The 17162-nt window shown below is 69.2% G+C and carries 16 protein-coding genes and 2 pseudogenes; 6 read left to right on the plus strand and 12 right to left on the minus strand.

What is annotated here, in order from left to right; genetic code table 11:
• Nucleotides 1-9 precede the first annotated feature (9 nt).
• The 9 genes and pseudogenes from OG361_RS22165 to OG361_RS22205 all read right to left on the minus strand — a co-directional run bounded on the left by OG361_RS22165 (nucleotide 10) and on the right by OG361_RS22205 (nucleotide 7073).
• Entirely contained in the window at nucleotides 10-594 is a 585-nt protein-coding gene (locus OG361_RS22165; protein ID WP_405856059.1) for a hypothetical protein, read from the minus strand.
• A 31-nt stretch (nucleotides 595-625) separates the two neighbouring features.
• On the minus strand, nucleotides 626-1246 hold the full coding sequence (locus OG361_RS22170) for a hypothetical protein (RefSeq protein WP_405856061.1): 621 nt from the start codon (nucleotides 1244-1246) through the stop codon (nucleotides 626-628).
• A gap of 48 nt (nucleotides 1247-1294) precedes the next feature.
• Nucleotides 1295-1587 (minus strand): annotated as a pseudogene (locus OG361_RS22175) (transposase family protein); the annotation flags it as partial.
• A gap of 528 nt (nucleotides 1588-2115) precedes the next feature.
• Nucleotides 2116-3081 (minus strand): tyrosine-type recombinase/integrase, encoded by a 966-nt coding sequence (locus OG361_RS22180; protein WP_405856063.1) that lies wholly within the window; start codon nucleotides 3079-3081, stop codon nucleotides 2116-2118.
• Nucleotides 3081-3284 (minus strand): helix-turn-helix domain-containing protein, encoded by a 204-nt coding sequence (locus tag OG361_RS22185; RefSeq protein ID WP_405854347.1) that lies wholly within the window; start codon nucleotides 3282-3284, stop codon nucleotides 3081-3083. Before OG361_RS22185 ends, OG361_RS22180 begins: the two co-directional genes overlap by 1 nt.
• Before the next feature lie 2 nt (nucleotides 3285-3286).
• A pseudogene (locus tag OG361_RS22190) lies at nucleotides 3287-4029 on the minus strand (replication initiator); the annotation flags it as partial.
• A gap of 158 nt (nucleotides 4030-4187) precedes the next feature.
• Nucleotides 4188-4688, minus strand: coding sequence for a YfbM family protein (locus tag OG361_RS22195; protein ID WP_405856065.1), 501 nt, complete (start codon nucleotides 4686-4688; stop codon nucleotides 4188-4190).
• A gap of 392 nt (nucleotides 4689-5080) precedes the next feature.
• Nucleotides 5081-5860, minus strand: a complete 780-nt coding sequence (locus OG361_RS22200) for a hypothetical protein (protein WP_405856067.1) — start codon at nucleotides 5858-5860, stop codon at nucleotides 5081-5083.
• A gap of 664 nt (nucleotides 5861-6524) precedes the next feature.
• Entirely contained in the window at nucleotides 6525-7073 is a 549-nt protein-coding gene (locus OG361_RS22205; RefSeq protein ID WP_405856069.1) for an SMI1/KNR4 family protein, read from the minus strand.
• Nucleotides 7074-7645: 572 nt separating this feature from the next.
• Between OG361_RS22205 and OG361_RS22210 the strand changes: the two genes are divergently transcribed.
• From OG361_RS22210 to OG361_RS22220, 3 genes are all read left to right on the plus strand, one after another.
• Nucleotides 7646-7804, plus strand: coding sequence for a hypothetical protein (locus OG361_RS22210; protein ID WP_405856071.1), 159 nt, complete (start codon nucleotides 7646-7648; stop codon nucleotides 7802-7804).
• Nucleotides 7805-8608: 804 nt separating this feature from the next.
• Entirely contained in the window at nucleotides 8609-8848 is a 240-nt protein-coding gene (locus tag OG361_RS22215; RefSeq protein WP_405856073.1) for a hypothetical protein, read from the plus strand.
• A 306-nt stretch (nucleotides 8849-9154) separates the two neighbouring features.
• Nucleotides 9155-11215, plus strand: coding sequence for a restriction endonuclease (locus tag OG361_RS22220; RefSeq protein WP_405856075.1), 2061 nt, complete (start codon nucleotides 9155-9157; stop codon nucleotides 11213-11215).
• Nucleotides 11216-11356: 141 nt separating this feature from the next.
• On the opposite strand, the gene OG361_RS22225 is transcribed toward OG361_RS22220, so the two are convergent.
• Nucleotides 11357-12748 carry an NAD(P)/FAD-dependent oxidoreductase gene (locus OG361_RS22225; protein ID WP_405856077.1) on the minus strand — a complete coding sequence of 464 codons (1392 nt, stop codon included), beginning with the start codon at nucleotides 12746-12748 and terminating at the stop codon, nucleotides 11357-11359.
• A gap of 215 nt (nucleotides 12749-12963) precedes the next feature.
• Here OG361_RS22225 and OG361_RS22230 point away from each other — a divergent pair, with 215 nt between their 5' ends.
• The 3 genes from OG361_RS22230 (at nucleotide 12964) to OG361_RS22240 (ending at nucleotide 14811) form a co-directional block, all read left to right on the plus strand.
• Nucleotides 12964-13866 carry an aminoglycoside phosphotransferase family protein gene (locus OG361_RS22230; protein WP_405856079.1) on the plus strand — a complete coding sequence of 301 codons (903 nt, stop codon included), beginning with the start codon at nucleotides 12964-12966 and terminating at the stop codon, nucleotides 13864-13866.
• Nucleotides 13867-13988: 122 nt separating this feature from the next.
• Nucleotides 13989-14471, plus strand: a complete 483-nt coding sequence (locus OG361_RS22235) for a GNAT family N-acetyltransferase (RefSeq protein WP_384575390.1) — start codon at nucleotides 13989-13991, stop codon at nucleotides 14469-14471.
• Nucleotides 14472-14481: 10 nt separating this feature from the next.
• Nucleotides 14482-14811 (plus strand): hypothetical protein, encoded by a 330-nt coding sequence (locus tag OG361_RS22240; protein WP_384575393.1) that lies wholly within the window; start codon nucleotides 14482-14484, stop codon nucleotides 14809-14811.
• 48 nt (nucleotides 14812-14859) lie between these two features.
• Here the strand turns inward: OG361_RS22240 and OG361_RS22245 are convergent, their stop codons facing one another.
• Both OG361_RS22245 and OG361_RS22250 read right to left on the minus strand, forming a co-directional pair.
• Nucleotides 14860-15858 (minus strand): zinc-binding dehydrogenase, encoded by a 999-nt coding sequence (locus OG361_RS22245; RefSeq protein WP_405856082.1) that lies wholly within the window; start codon nucleotides 15856-15858, stop codon nucleotides 14860-14862.
• Nucleotides 15859-15989: 131 nt separating this feature from the next.
• Nucleotides 15990-17153 carry an NAD(P)-binding protein gene (locus OG361_RS22250; protein ID WP_405856084.1) on the minus strand — a complete coding sequence of 388 codons (1164 nt, stop codon included), beginning with the start codon at nucleotides 17151-17153 and terminating at the stop codon, nucleotides 15990-15992.
• Nucleotides 17154-17162 lie beyond the last annotated feature (9 nt).

Below are 17162 nucleotides of genomic sequence, written 5' to 3' on the forward strand. Positions count from 1 at the left end.
AAGCCCAGGCTACTTCTTCAACCGAAAGCCTGTGAGCTCGCGCATTTTTACTATCAACTCTTCTGTAGCGGCACGGGCCCCTGGCCTGTCGAATCCTTCATCGCGAAACCTCTTACGCAATGCGGATCGCAGGATTTTCTCCCAAACCGCACCGAAGTCCCCCCTGGGAACCTCAATGAGTACACGAGGGTCATTTTGTCTTGTCGTGAGTCTGTCGCCGGGACGCCCGGGCAGCAAATAGAGCGCTTGAGTCATCAGTATTGAATCAATCAGAATTCCCCGAGCGGCCACATCAATGCAAAGTGTTACGGTCATCGGGGTCGGCCGAATGAACTCAAGTTGAAGCAAAACCTGGCTTTCGCCACTCAAAGTTGTGCCCCATTGAGATTTGCAGTCCCCGGATGAAACGTACTGATGCACCCTCACCAGTTCATCCAAGTCAGGACGCGTACTTGTATCTACGATGAGCAGGGGTATCAACCGGCCATCGCCGACCAGATGAGAAGCTATCGCCGCATCTCCGACCACCTCGAGAGGACTTGGAGTGCGAACCTTCTTTTTTGCGAACTTCCGCTCATTAGATCTTTTGATCACGCCGCAGCACCTCGTTGCGTGGAATTTGCTTTTAAATATCCGCCGGGATTATCGATTCTATCGAGAGCGGGCCGCCGTGCCCCATTTCCAGAGTGACGGCGAACCTGTCCACGTCATTTCCGGCCATCAGATTGCTCGCGAACCGGAAATGAACCCACCCTTCAATAGCCGCACGCGCCGACACGTTCGCGGGAATTTCCAGGGTGGGTTCATTGCCGAGATACTTTACATCCTCCCCTTGTACCCTCTCCGTCGGGATCCTTACGGCGGTCACAACGCCGTCCCGGGTGCGGTAATCTATTTCCATTTCGGCGCGCGCGACAAAATTTCCAGAATCTGCAGAATTTCCAATGTGGACTAGGAAGGAATACCGTTCGGCGTCACCGAACAGCCTGTGCTTACTCTGCAAAAGCCGAACCTGCGGCTCGATAGCCTTTCGCTCTTCTTGCTGCATCGCAATGCGCAAGTTCTTTTTGGCTGTACGGCTAGTGCTCCAGGTTCGAGTAAGAGCCGTCAAAGCCGTAACCAAAGCCCCAAGGGATACCAAATTGGACCCTTTTGTGAACCACTCGAGAATTATCAAGCCGTACCCCTCTCCTCCTGCCTCACGGTGGACTGACTCTGTGAGGGCAGACTCCACATACATGGTCAACTGTATGCGTCCTACGGCCTTCGTGGTTCGCGATTGAGCGAACCTCTTTCATTCTGAATAGCCGCAGGTCAGGAGTGTGTGGACGGCCTGGACGATCGCGCTGATGCGGCGTGTTCTCCCGGAGCCCTCAGTCGGACATGGTCGCCGTTGAACTGCTGGTGGTGCGCGGGTTGTTCGCGTGGTGGTAGTGCGGGGTGCGGAACGTGGCGCCGGCGCCCTGATAGGCACGGTCCTCGAGAACAAGGATCTGCCGGGTCAGGCAGGCCTGGACGATGCCGTGGTGCCCGGGCAGCGGTCAGGTCGTGGATTCGACCCGGCGTCGCGCGGGAGAACCACAGTGGTGCGGTGGATTGATGGGTTGCGCATCGATCGCTTGTGGGCAGAGCTTCTGCTCCGTGTCAGGCGATGCTCGCGCGCAGCCTGATCCCAGGAGAGCGACCGCTGCCAGCACGCCTGCCCGCACCTTGCCCCCAACGTTTTGGCCTGCTGTCTCGGCACTTACGATTCGACGCAGCCGCCGGGCTGGCGTTACGCAGCCTATCGAGCGACAGGGTGCGTCGTGGGCGGAGCGATGCATTCACGGGCAGCACTTTGTTCCGGCGACTGCAGCGTCGTCCATGCGTGAGCGATGCGTGAGCGGATGTTCCGGCACAGCCCGGTTTCGCCTGGATCACTTGGCACCAGCCAGCCGCTCTGGCCAGGCCGTCCTGGACGGAGCAACACCGTCCGGCATTACCCACCCGGCCCTGGCCAGGACTTGTAAAGCGGGGGTCGTCGGTTCGAACCCGACAGGGGGCTCAAGGCGAAGGGCCAGCGCAGGGGCATGTTTCCCCGGCGCTGGCCCTTTCGCATGATCACGGCCGTGCCACCTACGTGCCAGAAGGCCCTGGTACACGCCATCGGAGACACCATCGGAGACGCCGGCGGCGGCGCGGGCGGCGGGTCCAGTCGTCCCGGAAGTTGCTGCGCCGAAGGAGGCCGCCGCGGGGACCCTGGAACAGGTGACCGTCCTGACCGGCACCGGCGAAGTGCGCCAGGTGGTGAGCCAGCTCGGGGACGAGCTCGTCCGGAAAGGCGACCGACCGGACGCCGGCGGCGGACTTCGGTGCCTTGTCGGCCAGCGTGCCGTTCTGCAGCTCGGACTGGGCACGGCGGACCAGGACCACGGAACGGGTCAGATCGAGGTCCCGGCGACGCAGCGAGGCCAGCTCACCGAAGCGGAGCGTGGTGAAGGCTGCGAGGAGGACGAGCGCGCGGTGGTGCGGCTGAATGGCGTCGGCCACGGCGTACACCTCGGCCACGGTGAGGACGGGCCGCTCCGGGACGTCGTAGCGGTCGGCGCCCTTGATGCGGCACGGGTTGCGCCGGATCAGCTCGTCGTCGACGGCCGTGTTCAGGATCGCGCGGAGGAGTTGGTACGCCTTGACGACGGTCGGCTCTCCCACGCCGTCTTCCAGGAGGGCGGTGCGCCAGGCTCGTACGCGGGGTGTGGTGATGGCGGTGAGCGTCCCGGCGCCGAAGGTCGGATTGATGTGCAGCCGGATCACGCTCTTGCTCCGCTCGCGGGTGCGGTCCTCCAGCTTGCGGTGCTTCAACCAGTCGTCCGCGTACGGCCCGAGGGCGACCTTTCCGGCGTCGGGCGCCTGGTAGGTGGCGCGGATGATTTCCGCCTCGATGGTCGTCAGCCAGATGTCGGCGTCCGTCTTTGTGTCGAAGGTGTGAGGCGCGGACTTCATCTCGCCCGACAGCGGGTCGCGGTAGCGGGCCTGCCAGCGGCCGGACGCGAGCTGTCGCACAGTGCCGAACCGGCGGCGCTGGCCCTTGCGGTTCGCCATCAGGCCACCTTCCCGTAGCGACGCTCGATGGGCAGCACGGTGTGGGTCTCGATGTACGCCTGGACGGCGGGCTCAGGGATGCGGACGTGACGGCCGACCTTGACGAAGGTGATGCGCCGTTCCTCGATCAGCCGCCGAGGGAACCGGACGGTGGTGCCGAGGAGTTCGGCGACCTGGTCGACGGTGAGCAGACGGGCGGACATGGTCACCACTCCTCTTCGGCTGACACTTCGAGCTGGGCGCGGATCTCGCCGGCGTGTTCGCGGTTGTGCCGGATGTCGCGGCGGATGTTGGCGGCGAGCCAGGACTCACCGGGTGTCGCGCCGTGGCCGGCGTAGGCCCAGTGGGTGACGACGAGGAGGGTGGACTCGGGGTGTTCGTCGGGGTCGGGGAGGCCGAGGGCGGTGCGTTGCTGTTGGGCGCGGTAGTCGGCGCGGACCTGGCGTAAGGCGCCGAGGGTGGTGGAGTAGCGGCGGGATTTGGTGGAGAAATGGCCGCGGAAGCCGAGCATGTGCGCCCAGGCGCGGAGCCGTCGGTCCGGGTAGGCGGCGTCGAGGTCCATGCAGGCTTCCATGAGCCGCCGGGGGTGGTCGGGGACGTCGAGCAGGATGAGGGCCTCCTTGTTGCCCACCGGCTGGCCCACGGAGCCGGTCGTCTCGGCGGCCTTCGTGGCGTACTTGGCGACGTAGGCGGCGACGGCCTGTTCGGTGAGGTCTTCGCCCTGGCCGAAGGCGCCGATGGGCTGGACGTCGATCTGCTCGCCCCACTGGAGCACCCAGTCGTTGATGAAGCCGCAGTCCTCATTGGCCGGGACGACGACGCGGACGCGGGCGGCGGCGGCGCGGATGGCGCCGGTGAGCAGGTCGAGGGTGGCCCAGGCCGGGGCGGGGTGTCGGGCCCGGTGGGGCCGTCGAAGCGGATGACGGCGTGGAAGTGGACGGCTCCGCGCTATGGCCTGCCGTACAGCAGCGTTGTACCGAAACCCAGCGACTAACCCCGTCCGGTAGCGTCCTTCGAGGCCCCGTAGAGGCCGGAATGGCCGTACCCGACCGATCCGGCTAGAGCTACGGATCAAATGTGGGCCTGGCGTCCAACCAGGCCCACAGTCAGTCCAGCCAGATGATGATGGCGTGTCCGTCTCGGGCAGCCGCCTTGAAGTACTCGGTCAGGCCGGCGAACCAGTGCCTGCCCCACTCCAGTGAGGCTTGGTCCTTCCAGCTCAGTGGGTAGACCTCCGCCTTGGTGAGCTCTGCAGGGTCGACTCCGTCGAGAAGCTGGTCATACGTCAAGCCGCTCAGAGCCTCGGCGCCAAAGCGAACCCGATCTGCGCTGAGGTAGCGCGGCGGGCCGTACCCCCAGTCGTCGGCCTCCTCGAAGGCCTCTTCCCCATGGATGACGTCGACTGGAAAGCCGGAGCGCTTCAGGAGGAAGTCCAAGAGGTGCCATGTCTTGTACGTGGAGAAATGACGGGCCGTGGCCGACGAGGGTTCAGCCTCCTCTTCAACGTCGCGGATCTCATCGATGTAGTCGAGGGCCCAGTCCGAGTCCTCCATCGAGCGCTCCAGCTCGGCCGCTGTCACACGGAAGTACTCACCGATCATGCTCATGGCCGGATGCTAGGCACAGCCACTGACACCCGGCTGCTCAGGCGCCTCAGTTCCCTTCTCGTTCATCGATGTTCGGCACCGTTCAGTCGCAGCCAGCCACAGAGCGCCATCAGCCTGGCGCCCCCGCACGAACGCAGGCGAACACCCGTGAACCATCCTTCTGTCAGCGCCAACAGACCTGGAAAGCGTGCGCTTGCCCTCGGCGTACGGTGGTGATGATGCGCGGCCGGCGCTGGCGGGTCTCGCCCTAATCGTTTAGTCCGGCTCTGGCCTTGACCGACTCCGCGCGGGGTGAGGACGGCGGCAGCAGCGGTCCAGCCTTCGCGCCAGAACGGGACTGCTGCTCATCGGGCGGTGCGTGCGTGACAACGCAGGGCATGCGCCCGACGGGGTTAGGGGAAGTCGTCCCCGGTCGGGACCACCCGAAGGTCCTTGCCGCCACTGTCCGAAACGGTATGGCGGTGGGTCTCCTCCCCGTCCCACCAGGTGATCGTGGCTCGCCAGTGGCAGTCGTAGTGCTTGGTGCGGCCGACCAGGAAAAGGGAGTAGAAATCGTCCGCCGCGACGGTATGGGGCAGGCTGAGCGACTGCCCCATATCTTCCTCCAGTTGCCGGGCCGCCTTCTGCTGCGGGCTGCGCAACAGGTACGTGGCGGGGACAGGGCGGTTCAGCGGCAGTGTGTCAAGGTCGACCACCAGGTATGCGGGCTCCTCAGGACCAGCCCCGCAGCCTGGCGGAGGGGTGACGGTGCCCGGCGCGAGCTTCTCGCGACGCGTCACCGTGACCGAGATATCGCGGATCTCGACGGACGAACCGGCATTGCCATGCACACTCAGGGCCGCTTCCAGCGCACCCGCGTGAGCGATTCGTCCCTCCCGCCGCCATGGCGCCAATTGCTCAGGGGTAGCCCCCCTCAGGCTGGGGCGTAACGCGGCTTCCGTGTCGGGGACGTACCAACGGTTTAGGCAGGCTTGGTCGTTAGGTTCGACCAGCAGCGTGGCCGGATTCGAGGGAAATAACGTTTGCCAAGCCGATACAGCGATGGGGACGGCGAAGGCAAGCGCGGCGATGGCCGCGCTCCACAGGGCTAGCTTGTTGGAGGTGGAGAGGGTGCGGTAGCGGCGGCCCATGCGTCGCAGGTAGTTGTCGGTCGGAACCGCGGGGCGCGTCACCGGGTCCGGGGCAGGGGCGCGCGTCGATCCAGACGCAGGGGACAGCGGTGGGGCTCCGTCGCCTGTATCGCCCCGTCGTGGATTCCCCTCATGAGTTGCCAAGGAATGCCCTCCCCAGATGATGGTCCCGGAGCCGTCGCCTACCCGGTCGCCTCGCCCAGCCCTGCCGCAGTCTATTAGCCGTCGGCCATCCGGCTGCCCTGTCTCGCAGCAACGTTGGCCACCAGCGAGTTGCTTGCACTGGGCGCCCGGCGCACCGTCCGGTGGTCCGCCCAGAGATCCGAACGCAGCCGCCTAGGTCCCGGTGTGCATGCTCCCAAGTTCAGTGCGGGGTCTGTGGGCCATGTGTGGGCCATCGCGTCGGAAGATCGCACCAACTGACTCATCGGTGCAGGTCAGGGAAGGAATCAACCATGACATCGCAACGTTCTTGAAAGCCGTCGTGGCAGCGATGCCACACGTGCCCCGCTTCCCTGAACCCCCCTCCCCTCCACACTGTGAGGCGATGGGGAGGGGGTGAGCACATGGCATCAAGATCCGCTGAACACGGGGTCGGGCCAGACAGGCATCCGGCGCACTCAGCCACAGTCGGGGTGGCCCCCAGGGCGCTTTCGCTTGAGGAGCCGATCCACCGAGTGAGCTCAGCGGTTGTGCCGTGGTTCGTTCACTCCGCGATCCGGGAGGCGGCCATCTCCCACGGGGTCGGCTCTGCCACGTCGTCGTCCTCATCGGCGTCTTCCCGGTACCACCCTGTTCCGGCAAGCCAGGTTTCGAGCCATTCGGCCAGGCTCTCGGCGTCGACGAACCAGGCGGCGGCTCCGTCGTCCACGATGGCGTTCGGCTCGAAGAGGAGGACTGTGGCGGTCTCGCTGCGGCAGTCCACCGCGGCGTACATGGCGCAGCCCCAGTCGAGGATCGGCAGCACGCCCGCCGGCCAGTACGGTGTCTCCTCCTCGGCTGAGGCGGATCGTTCGGACTGGTACTCGCTCAGTACTGTGCGCCCTGTTCCCACCAGCGGAAGGAGTTGGTAATCGGGGCCGTAGCCACCGTTGGCCACCTCCCGATACAGGCTCGCCAGCAGGGGCGGGAGTGCGAAGTCGAGAACTGCCTCTGCCTCGGCAACCTCTTCGGCGCTGGCGGCGGGAGGCAAGGCCGTAGATGTGGCCTTGGCCTTCGCCGCTACGCGGGGAACGAGATCTTCGACGGCTATCACGTGCGCGATCCTGTCAGGCGCCTACGACAGAGAGAGCCGTACACATAGGCGCCATGCCCACGGGAACACGGTGATCGACGGAGCGGACCCGGAGCGGCCCCGGACCGCGAGATCGTCTACGAGGTCCCATCGATACGCAGCAGGGGTCGGGCATCTCAGGCGGGCCGTCGGTACACGGTCAGTCTCGTCCGTGTCGGTCACGCGCCCCCGCTCGCGTTCCCCACTTCGTACGGGCTGCTGCTCTGTCGTCAGTCGAGCACCACACGAAGCACAGTGACAGATCGTCACCGAAAGACTGGCTACCGGGTTTACCTGGCTCAGAGCAACGATTTTTGAGCAAGCGTGACGAACCACGGCGCAGCCACGGCAGGTGGGTGCGGCGCGCGTCAGGACAATGCCTCCGGCGGGAGCTCAGGATCCGGGATGGAGGGGGGCCCGTGCGCGGGTGCCGACCAGGGGTTGTAGCGGTGGGGACGAGTGGTGGGCAGGGCCGACGATCCACTGACCCACGGCAGCCTCAGCCCAAGGCCGGTCCACCAACCGCCGCTGTACAGTGCGGACGAGGGGGACTCATGACCAGTCAAGACCCGATGCGGGATGCACTCGCCGAGGCAGGAACGAGCCTCATGCGGACTCTCGGAATCATCCTGCTGATCATCGTCGTGCCTATCGTGCTCCTGGCAGCCCTGGGCATGTTGTTCTTCGTGCTGGGCGGCACGGTGGATCACTGATCGGCCTCCCGCCGTACAGCACCTGATACCGCAACCTCAGCAACCGGCCCTGTCCAGTAGCACCCCTCACGGGCCCCGTAGCGGCAGGTATGACCGTCGCTGACCGGTCTGACCAGAGCTATGGATCGGAAGGTGGCCGTGCCACTTCCGCGCCAGAAGTGGCGGGAAGTCGCGGGGAATCGGGAGCAACGGCGGTGCGTGTTCGGGGTGTTTCCCAGGCGGCGAGTTTGCAGGTCACGCCGGTGATCGCCCTGCCTTTCTTGTAATGCGGGGGTCGTCGGTTGTAACCCGGCAGGGGGCTCCAGGGCGAAGGGTCGGCGCAGGGGGCGTTTCCCCGGCACCGGCCCTTTCGCATGATCACGGTCGTGGCCGACAGCGAGGGCGCGTCTTCGGATGCCACCCGATCCGCCCCCCGTGCGATCGCTGTCCAGGGTGAGACGATCGAGATCCACGACCCTCTTCGACTTCGACGGGCCGTCACCGAGGAGATGCAGGCCATCGCCGACGTGCTCACCACGGCCCCACCGAGGAGCCGGGTCCGGCGGCGGTCGACGCGTGAGTGCGGCGACTGGGCGATTTCTTACCTGCGCGTGGGGTTACTTACGTGCGCGCATAGTTGAAAAGGGTTCCGAATCCGCGTGCAGGCGAGGCCCTTTCACCTCCGGGTCTACTGGGGAGTTCGCCACTTTTTGTCACAATTACCCGAATTGCTTGACAATGCGTGGCCAGTCCGAGAAGGGTTGATCAATGCGACAGTCCGGATCGCTCTGCCGCACAGCGAGAAATTCCGGAGGCTGAGTCCCTATGACCAGCATGACAGTGAAGAGGGTCGGTGCGGCGATCGCCGCAACGGCCGCAGCATTCGCACTCGGGGTTGGCGGAGCAAGCGTCGCCCAAGCCAAGATCGCGCCCGCCGACGTTTCCTGTACCAACGGCGGCGGCCAGCAGCCAGGCGGCCAGCAGCCCAGCTGCACCGGTGGCGGTCTGACGCAGGACACCGAGAACCAGAACCCCGCAGGCCACGCCCCTGGCGGACACAACTGACACCCGACCCGAACTCGCCAACGAGCAAGAGCCCCCTAGCCGCAGAATTCGCAGGCAGGGGGCTCCTACGCGCCTGGGGCTACTTCTTGCCCCGAGTCCGGCGGATTGCCGCGACACTCGGATGTCTCAGCCTGCCCCTGACTGATCAGTAACGATCCGTCAACACCCCGGCCCCGCCACGGAGACACCCATCGAACGGAGTCACCGACGTCGACCGGTTTCCGTGTCGCCGGTCAGCTCCGTCCGGGACACTTGTGCGTTACGGGGGTGTACAGGTGGCGCGGGGTCTTGGGGAGGGGTGCGCGGATGGGTCGGCGTTCCGGTGGGCTGATCGGGATCTGGGCCGAGCAGCAGCGGGTCGCGCAGCGGCAGCGGGAAGGGCAGCAGCAGGCGGTGCTGCGGCAGCAGCGGGACGCCGAGGGGGCGCAGCGGGCCTACGAGCGGGATGTCGCCCGAATGCAGAAGGAGCAGAAGGCCGCCTACCGGCGGCATCGGGACGATGACGCTCTGCGGCGGACCCATGAGCTGGACGCGCGGGTCGCCGTGCTCGAGGGGCTGCTTGTCTCCGGGTGTCGCGCTCCGGCCTTCGGGGTGGAGGGGCTGCGGCGGAGCGAGGAGGTCGAGCCGTTCGCGCCCGGGCCGTTGGGGGTGCCCGTAGCCATGCCCGATCAGCGGTACTACCAGGAGCACGGCGGGCGGGCGCGGTTCGAGCGGGACTGGTACGCGGCGCAGGCCGCCGAGGCGCGGCGCCTTGAGCAGTTGGCCGCCTACCGGCGGGAGTACGACGCCTGGGCCGCGGCTCGGCTGGCCGAGATCCGGCGGCACAACGACGGGCTCGCCGGGACCGCCGACGCCTTGCGGTCGGGCGAGCCGGAGACCGTCGTCGACTATTTCTCGGCCGTGCTCTTCGCCTCGACCGCCTGGCCCGAGGGCTTTCCGCGCGAGGTGGCCGCCGCGTACGACCGCGTCGGGCGGACGTTCGTCCTCGACTGGGACCTGCCCGGGTACGAGGTCGTGCCGGCCGCCAGGGGCGTCAAGTACCTGCCGAGCACCGACCAGGACAAGGAGGTGCCCCGGCCGGTGACGCAGCGGCGCGCCCTCTACCGGGACGTCCTCGCGCAGAGCGTTCTGCTCGCCGTGCGGGAGCTGTTCGCCGCGGATCGGGGCGGGGCGCTGGAGAGCGTCGCCCTCAACGGGTACGTCGGGGGTGTCGATCCCGCCACCGGGCTTGCCGGGCGGGTGTGTGTGGCCTCCGTCGTCGTGGGGCGGCAGGACTTCGACCGGCTGAACCTGGAGCTGGTCGGGGCCGTGGAGTGTCTGACCGGGGCCCTCGCCGGGCGCCTGTCGGCCAAGCCCGAGGAGCGCGTCGCCGTGGCGCCGCTGCGGATGCCCGACCAGGTGGGGTCCGATGTCGTGGTGCAGGGGGACGGGGAAGAGCCCGACCTGCTCGCGATGGATCCCATCGCCTTCGAGGGGCTCGTGGCCGAGCTGTTCCGGGCCCGCGGGCTCCAGGCCGTGACCACGCGCCGGTCCAACGACGGCGGCGTGGACGTCGAGGCGCTGGATTCCGATCCGATCAGCGGCGGTTCGATCGTCGTGCAGGTCAAGCGGTACCGGAACACCGTCCCGCCGACCGCCGTGCGCGATCTGTACGGGACGGTGCAGGACGCCGGGGCGAACAAGGGCGTGCTCGTCACGACCTCGAAGTTCGGGCCCGGCTCGTACACCTTCGCCAACGGGAAGCCGTTGACGCTGATCTCCGGGACCGAGCTCGTCGATCTGCTCCACCAGCACGGGCTGCGGGGGCGGTTGGGGCCGGGGGACACGCCCTCGTCCGCTCCCGTCGAGGCCGCCGTGACCGCGCCCCCGGCCGAGGCCGCCGACGACTTCAACCTGCTCGGCATGGTGTGGTCCGGGTCCGCCGCCCTCGACGTCTGCGCGCTCGTCTGCGCGGGCAACCGGGTCCTCGGCGACGAGTGGTTCGTCTTCTTCAACAACCCCGCCACCCCCGACGGTTCGGTGGCCATGGTGGCGGCCGCCCCCGGCGACCGGGCCGCCGTACGGGTCGGCTTCGACGCCCTGCCCGCCCGCGCCGACCGTCTGGTGCTGGTGGCCGCGGTGGATCCGGAGGTGAACCCCGACGCCGATCTCGGCGGGTTCACCGACGCGGGGATCCGGCTGCGGGACGACTCCGGGGGCGAGCTCGACCGCCTTGAGGTGTCCGACGGGCGGCCGGGGGAGACCGCGCTCGTCCTCGGGTCGTTCCGGCGGCGCGCCGGCGGCAACTGGGACTTCGTCCTCGGGGGGAAGGGGTACCGGGGCGGCCTTGAGGAGTTGGTGGGGGACTTCGGGATCGACGTGGAGTGAGTGGAGTGAAGTCGCGTTAGTGGAGTGGGTGGAGTGAAGTCGCGTTAGTGGAGTGGGTGGAGTGAAGGGGAGTTAGTGGAGTGACAGGGGAGTGATGCTGTGGGCCCGGGTCGGCGTGCGGTGGTTCGGGCCCCTTCGCTCTCAGTGGCGGCCCGCCACCTTGTCCGCCAGCGTCGCCACCCGGTCCGTCTCCGCGCTGTGGCCCGTGAGTTCGCGGCGGTCCGCGCCGCGGAAGGCCGCGTACATCGTCTGCACCGCGAGCCAGCGCAGCGGTTCCGGCTCCCACTTGCGGACCTTGTGGTTCACCCACGGCAGTGCCGTGAGGTCCGTCGGGCCCGACTGGCCCGAGTCCTGCTGGATCAGGTCGCGGAGGGTGCGGGCCGCCAGGTTCGCGGTCGCCACGCCCGAGCCGACGTAGCCGCCCGCCCAGCCCAGGCCCGTCGAGCGGTCGAGGGTGACGGTGGCGCACCAGTCGCGGGGGACGCCGAGCACGCCGGACCAGGCGTGGTCGACCCGTACGCCCGCGAGCTGCGGGAAGAAGCGGACCAGGATCTCCCGGAGGGCTTCGACCGTCCGGGGCTGTGTGCGGCCGTCGTTGTCGGTCTTCGAGCCGTAGCGGTACGGGACTCCCCGGCCGCCCAGCGCGATCCGGCCGTCCGCCGTGCGCTGCGCGTACATGTAGGCGTGCGCCATGTCCCCGAGGGTCTCGCGGCCCTCCCAGCCGATCGACTCCCACTGCGCGTCGGTGAGGGGCTCGGTGGCGATCATCGACGAGTTCATCGGGAGCCAGGTGCGGCGCTGGCCGGCCAGGGAGGCCGTGAAGCCCTCGGTGCAGCGCAGTACGTACGGGGCGCGGACCGTGCCGTACGGGGTGATCGCGTGCTTCGGTCTGATCTCCGTGACGGGGGTCGATTCGTGGATCGTGACGCCGAGTGCCTCGACCGCGTCCGCGAGGCCCTTGACCAGTTTCACCGGGTGGAGGCGGGCTCCGTGCGGCGTCCATGACGAGCCGACGGCGCCGGTGACGCGGATGCGGGCGGCCGTCTCGCGGGCGCCGTAGAGCTCGCGGTCCGATTCGCCGAAGGCCGCCTCGGCCGCGTGGAAGTCCTTCAGGCGGGACAGCTGGGCGGGGGAGAGGGCTACCTCCAGGACTCCTCCGCGGTGCTGGTCGGCCTCGATCTTCTCGGTCTCGCACACGTCGAGGACCTCGTCGACGGTGGCGTTCATGGCCTGCTGGAGGCGGACGGCGGCCTCGTGGCCGTGGAGCTTGGCGTAGCGGGCGCGTCCCGCGATGCCGTTGTAGAGCCAGCCGCCGTTGCGCCCCGACGCTCCGTAGCCGCAGAACTTGGCTTCGAGGACCGTGATGTTGAGGAAGGGGACGGCCTTCTTGAGGTAGTAGGCGGTCCACAGGCCCGTGTAGCCGCCGCCGACGATGCACACGTCGGCGGCGGTGTCGCCGGGGAGCGGTTCGCGGGGAGCGGGGGCGCCCTCCTGCGCGTACCAGAACGAGATGCCGCCGTTGACCGTACTCATGTGTCGTTCCTCAGTCCGTCTTCCGGGTGCGTGGGCGGGACGTTACCCGGGCCCTGGCACTGTGGATACGGGTCCATCGGCGGCGGTTCCCGGGTGGGGGCCGGCCTGGGTTCGAGGGTGTGGTTTCCGCAGGGTCTCGGCGCGGGCTGCGCGTGGATGCAGCGCAGGCGTCGCGAGCCCGGCCTGATCGACAGGACACCCCCTAGGGTCGGGGCGTGACTCACGTAATTCACGTACCCGAGGAACTCGCGCGGTCGCAGGCGAAGTACAACGGTGAGGCGGGGCGGGCGTTCGTCGCCGGACTGCCGGGGAGAGCCGAGGAGTTCCTCGGCCGGTGGGGGCTGCGGGTCACGGGGCCCTCGATGTACGGGGTGGCCTCACTCGTACTGCCGGTGGAACGGACCGCGGACGGCACCCGTGCGGCGCTGAAGATGCAGCTCCTCGACGAGGAGACCGAGGGCGAGCCCGTCGGCCTGCGAGTGTGGGACGGGGCGGGTGTGGTGCGGTTGCTCGATCACGACGCCGCGACCGGGACCATGCTGCTGGAGTGGCTCGACGCCGCCCGGCCGCTGTCCTCGGTCGCCGACACCCGGGAGGCCCTGCGGATCGTGGCGGGGCTGCTCGCCCGGCTCGTGGCCGTCCCGGCCCCGGAAGGGCTGCGGACGCTCGGCTCCATCGCCGCCGGGATGCTGGCGGACGTGCCGGAGGCCGCCGCACGGCTCGGCGCGGCGGACGCGGCGGTCCTGCGGGACTGCGCCGCGGCCGTACGGGAGGTGGCCGGCGAGCCGGGGGACCGGCTGCTGCACTGGGATCTCCACCTGGACAACGTCCTGGCCGCGGAGCGGGAACCCTGGCTGGCGATCGACCCGAAGCCGCTCGCCGGGGACCCCGGCTTCGATCTGCTGCCCGCGTTGATGGACCGGTTCGATCCCGATCCGGGCGAGGTGCTGTGGCGGTTCGACCTGCTGGCCGAGGTCGTCGGCGACCGGCGGCGGGCGGTGGCCTGGACGCTCGGCCGGGTGCTGCAGAACGGGCTCTGGGACGTCGAGGACGGGGAGCCGGAGCTGGACGGGGAACAGATGGCGGTCGCGCGGATCCTGCTGGCCCGGCGGGGGTGAGGGGGGTGGGTGGAGTTGGTCGGACGGGAGTGTGGTGAGGGGTGGGATCGAATTCGGCCGGGCGGGGCGCGCCGAGGGGTTCCTGTTGGCCAGGCGGGGGTGATCCGGGGGAGGCTGCTCCCGTGATCCGTACCGCCACGCCCGCCGATGTCCACGTCGTCTTCGCCATGATCCGCGACCTCGCGGAGTACGAGAAGGCCCTCCACGAGGTCCGTACGACCCCGGATCAGCTCCACGAGGCCCTCTTCGGCGACCGGCCCGCCGCCTTCGCGCACATCGCGGAGACGGAGACCGGCGAGGTGGCCGGCTTCGCGCTCTGGTTCCTCAACTTCTCGACCTGGCGCGGTGTCAACGGCATCTACCTTGAGGACCTGTACGTCCGCCCGGAGGCGCGCGGCGGCGGCCACGGGAAGGCCCTGCTGCGCGAACTGGCCCGCATCTGCGTCGACCGCGGCTACGAGCGCCTGGAGTGGTCCGTCCTGAACTGGAACAAGCCCTCGATCGACTTCTACGAGTCCCTGGGCGCCCGCCCGCAGAACGACTGGACGGTGTACCGGCTCACGGACGGGGCGCTGGCGGAACTCGGCGGAGCGGGAGTGTTGTAGGAAGGGGGGTATGGATATCGAGCAGCGGTTTCAGCGGATCACCGACTTCATCGAGGCGCGGTTGACGCCCCTCTTCGACCCCGCGAACGGGAAGGACCACGGGTTCGGGATGGACGACACGTCCCGGGCCCTGCGCGCCCTGCGCTACACCGTGCAGGCCGCCTCGGCGGTGAAGGGGCTCGTGGAGAAGCGGGAGTCGGCGCCCGAACTGCGGCCCGTCGTGGACCAGGCCCTTGAGCACAACTGGGACGTGCTGCGCTCCGCCGCCCGGATGTGGGAGGACCACGAGGACTTCCAGAAGGAGTTCAAGGCGCACTCCTGGGACGTCATCGGGGTCTGAGGCCCGCGACGGTCGTGGCTCCTGGGCCCGCGACGGCCGCCGCGGTCTCTACGGGACCAGGACCACCTTGCCCGTCGTGCCCCGGGTCTCCAGGGCGCGGTGGGCCTCCGCCGCGTCCGCCAGGGGGAAGCGGTGGACCGCCGGGCGGAGGCTGCCGTCGGTCGCGGCGGCGAGGGCGGCGAGTTCGAGGTTGCGGACGTCGCCGCCCGCCTTCTGGATCATGACGGGGCCGAGGACCGACTCCGAGGTGATGCCCCGCGCGGCGAGTTCCTCCGCGGTGTACGTCAGCGGCTCACCGTCGTGCAGGCCCGCGCCGGACCAGCCGAAGACGACGTGCTGTCCGCCCTTGCCGAGCAGGTCGACGGCGGCGCGGCCGGTGTCGCCGCCCACCGAGTCGAAGACGACGGTCGCGGAGCGCCCGCCGAGGTACGCGCGGACCTTCTCCGGCCAGTCCGGCTCCTTGTAGTCGACGGCCAGGTCGGCGCCGTTCGCCTCGACGAGGGCGACCTTCGCGGGGCCGCCGGCCAGGCCGATGACGGTGGCGCCGGCGTTCTTCGCGTACTGGACGAGCAGGGTGCCGATGCCGCCCGCCGCGGCGGGGACGACCGCGATCGAGTCGGGGCCGAGCTCGGTGAACTGAAGGATGCCCAGCGTCGTGCGGCCGGTGCCGATCATGGCGACGGCCTCCGCCTCGCCGAGGTGCCCCGGCAGGGCGTGCAGGCGGGTGGCGTCGGTGACGGCGAGCTCCGCGTAGCCGCCGGGGGCCATGCCGAGGTGGGCGACGACCCGCTTGCCGAGCCAGGACGGGTCGGTGCCCTCGCCGAGGGCGTCGACGGTGCCGGCGACCTCGCGGCCGGGGACCGTGGGGAGTTCGGCGGGCGCGGGGAAGGGGCCCGTCATCCCCTGGCGGAGGGCGGTGTCGAGGAGGTGCACGCCGGCGGCCGTGACGCGGATGCGGACCTGGCCGGGGGCCGGTACGGGGTCGGGCGTCTCCTCGTACGTGAGGTTCTCGGCGGGACCGAAGGCGTGGAGGCGGATGGCGTGCATGGCGGTTCCCCTGTCGTGTGCGTTGGCTGGTGGCTGGTGTCGGGTGTCGGGCGTCTGGCGGCTGGCGCGTGTCTTTGTCGTACGGGTGCGTTGCCGCGGTGCTCTTGCGGTGACAGGTAGAGCCTCTGACCTCAAGCGCGCTTGAGGTCAAGCAGTTCCGCGCGGACGGCCAGCGACACCGCCTCGATCGCGCTCGTGAACGACACCTCCGACAGCACTCCGGGCGCCGCCACCTGATCGCCCACCAGGTACACGCCGTCGCCCCGGTCGACGGCCGGCCGGTCGCGCCAGGTGGTGCCGGGCCGGTCCACCGCGCCCGTACGGCCCTGGGAAACCGCCTCGCGCCGCCACACCGTCCGCTCGCGCCAGCCCGGGAATCCCCGGTCGAGGAGCCGCTCGGCGTGGGCGACGCCGTCCGCCTTGGACTCGCCGGGGCCGATGGGCAGCTGGGCCTGGATCAGCTGCCGTCCTGCGGGGGCGAGGCCGGGGTCCTGTGCGGTGAACCGCTCGATCCAGCCGGGCGCGTCCAGGTCCGAGACGGCGAACGGGTCGCCCTTCCGGGTGCGCAGCGCCAGGTCCAGCAGGACCGTGCGGCCGCTCTCCCAGGTCAGCGACGGGTCGCCGAGGAGCCGGGCGGCGGCGGGCAGGGCCGTGGCGACGACCACCGGTCCCTCGCCGACCGGCAGGTCGTCGATCCGGGTCGAGGTCTCTATCCGGACGCCCATCTCCCAGGCGCGCGCGGCCATCCGCTCGATGAGCCGGCCCCAGCCGCCCCGGACGTACCGCGCCTCGGGCGGCAGGGAGCCGGACCGGTGCAGCCGCTCCTGCACGAAGCGGGCGGAGAGCGAGCCCGGGTCGTGGTGGAAGAGGGCGACCGCGCTGTAGGCGGCGGCGTCGTGGGCGGTCCGCTCGCCCGCGAGACCGGTGACCCAGGTGCGGAAGTCGAGGTCGACGGGGGCCTGCTCGGCGCTGCGGAGCGTCTGGCGCAGCAGGCCGAGCGGCGGGGTGCGGCGCAGGGCGCCGTCGCGGTGGAAGCGGAGGCGGAGGCTCTCGGCGGGCGGCAGCGGGGCGAGCGGGCCGAGGAGGCCGCGCTGCTTGAGCCAGGTCCAGTGGGGGCCGCCGTCGTAGAGCGCGTGCGGGCCTTCGTTGGTGCCGTACGGGCCCTCGGCGGTACGGGCCCGGCCGCCGAGCGTCCGGTGCGCCTCGTGCACGGTCACCCTGGCGCCGGCCTCGGCGGCGGTGATCGCCGCGGTCAGTCCCGCGAAACCGCCGCCGATGATCGTGAGCTTCCGCATGTCCGTCTC

Source organism: Streptomyces sp. NBC_00090 (assembly GCF_045160815.1).
In the GTDB taxonomy this organism is placed as follows: Bacteria; Actinomycetota; Actinomycetes; order Streptomycetales; family Streptomycetaceae; genus Streptomyces.

Coding starts and splice junctions, on each gene's coding strand:
- OG361_RS22180 (WP_405856063.1), bottom strand. CDS start 3,081: ATGGCGAACCGCAAGGGCCAGCGCCGCCGGTTCGGCACTGTGCGACAG.
- OG361_RS22185 (WP_405854347.1), bottom strand. CDS start 3,284: ATGTCCGCCCGTCTGCTCACCGTCGACCAGGTCGCCGAACTCCTCGGC.
- OG361_RS22195 (WP_405856065.1), bottom strand. CDS start 4,688: ATGAGCATGATCGGTGAGTACTTCCGTGTGACAGCGGCCGAGCTGGAG.
- OG361_RS22210 (WP_405856071.1), top strand. CDS start 7,646: ATGACCAGTCAAGACCCGATGCGGGATGCACTCGCCGAGGCAGGAACG.
- OG361_RS22215 (WP_405856073.1), top strand. CDS start 8,609: ATGACCAGCATGACAGTGAAGAGGGTCGGTGCGGCGATCGCCGCAACG.
- OG361_RS22220 (WP_405856075.1), top strand. CDS start 9,155: ATGGGTCGGCGTTCCGGTGGGCTGATCGGGATCTGGGCCGAGCAGCAG.
- OG361_RS22225 (WP_405856077.1), bottom strand. CDS start 12,748: ATGAGTACGGTCAACGGCGGCATCTCGTTCTGGTACGCGCAGGAGGGC.
- OG361_RS22240 (WP_384575393.1), top strand. CDS start 14,482: ATGGATATCGAGCAGCGGTTTCAGCGGATCACCGACTTCATCGAGGCG.
- OG361_RS22245 (WP_405856082.1), bottom strand. CDS start 15,858: ATGCACGCCATCCGCCTCCACGCCTTCGGTCCCGCCGAGAACCTCACG.
- OG361_RS22250 (WP_405856084.1), bottom strand. CDS start 17,153: ATGCGGAAGCTCACGATCATCGGCGGCGGTTTCGCGGGACTGACCGCG.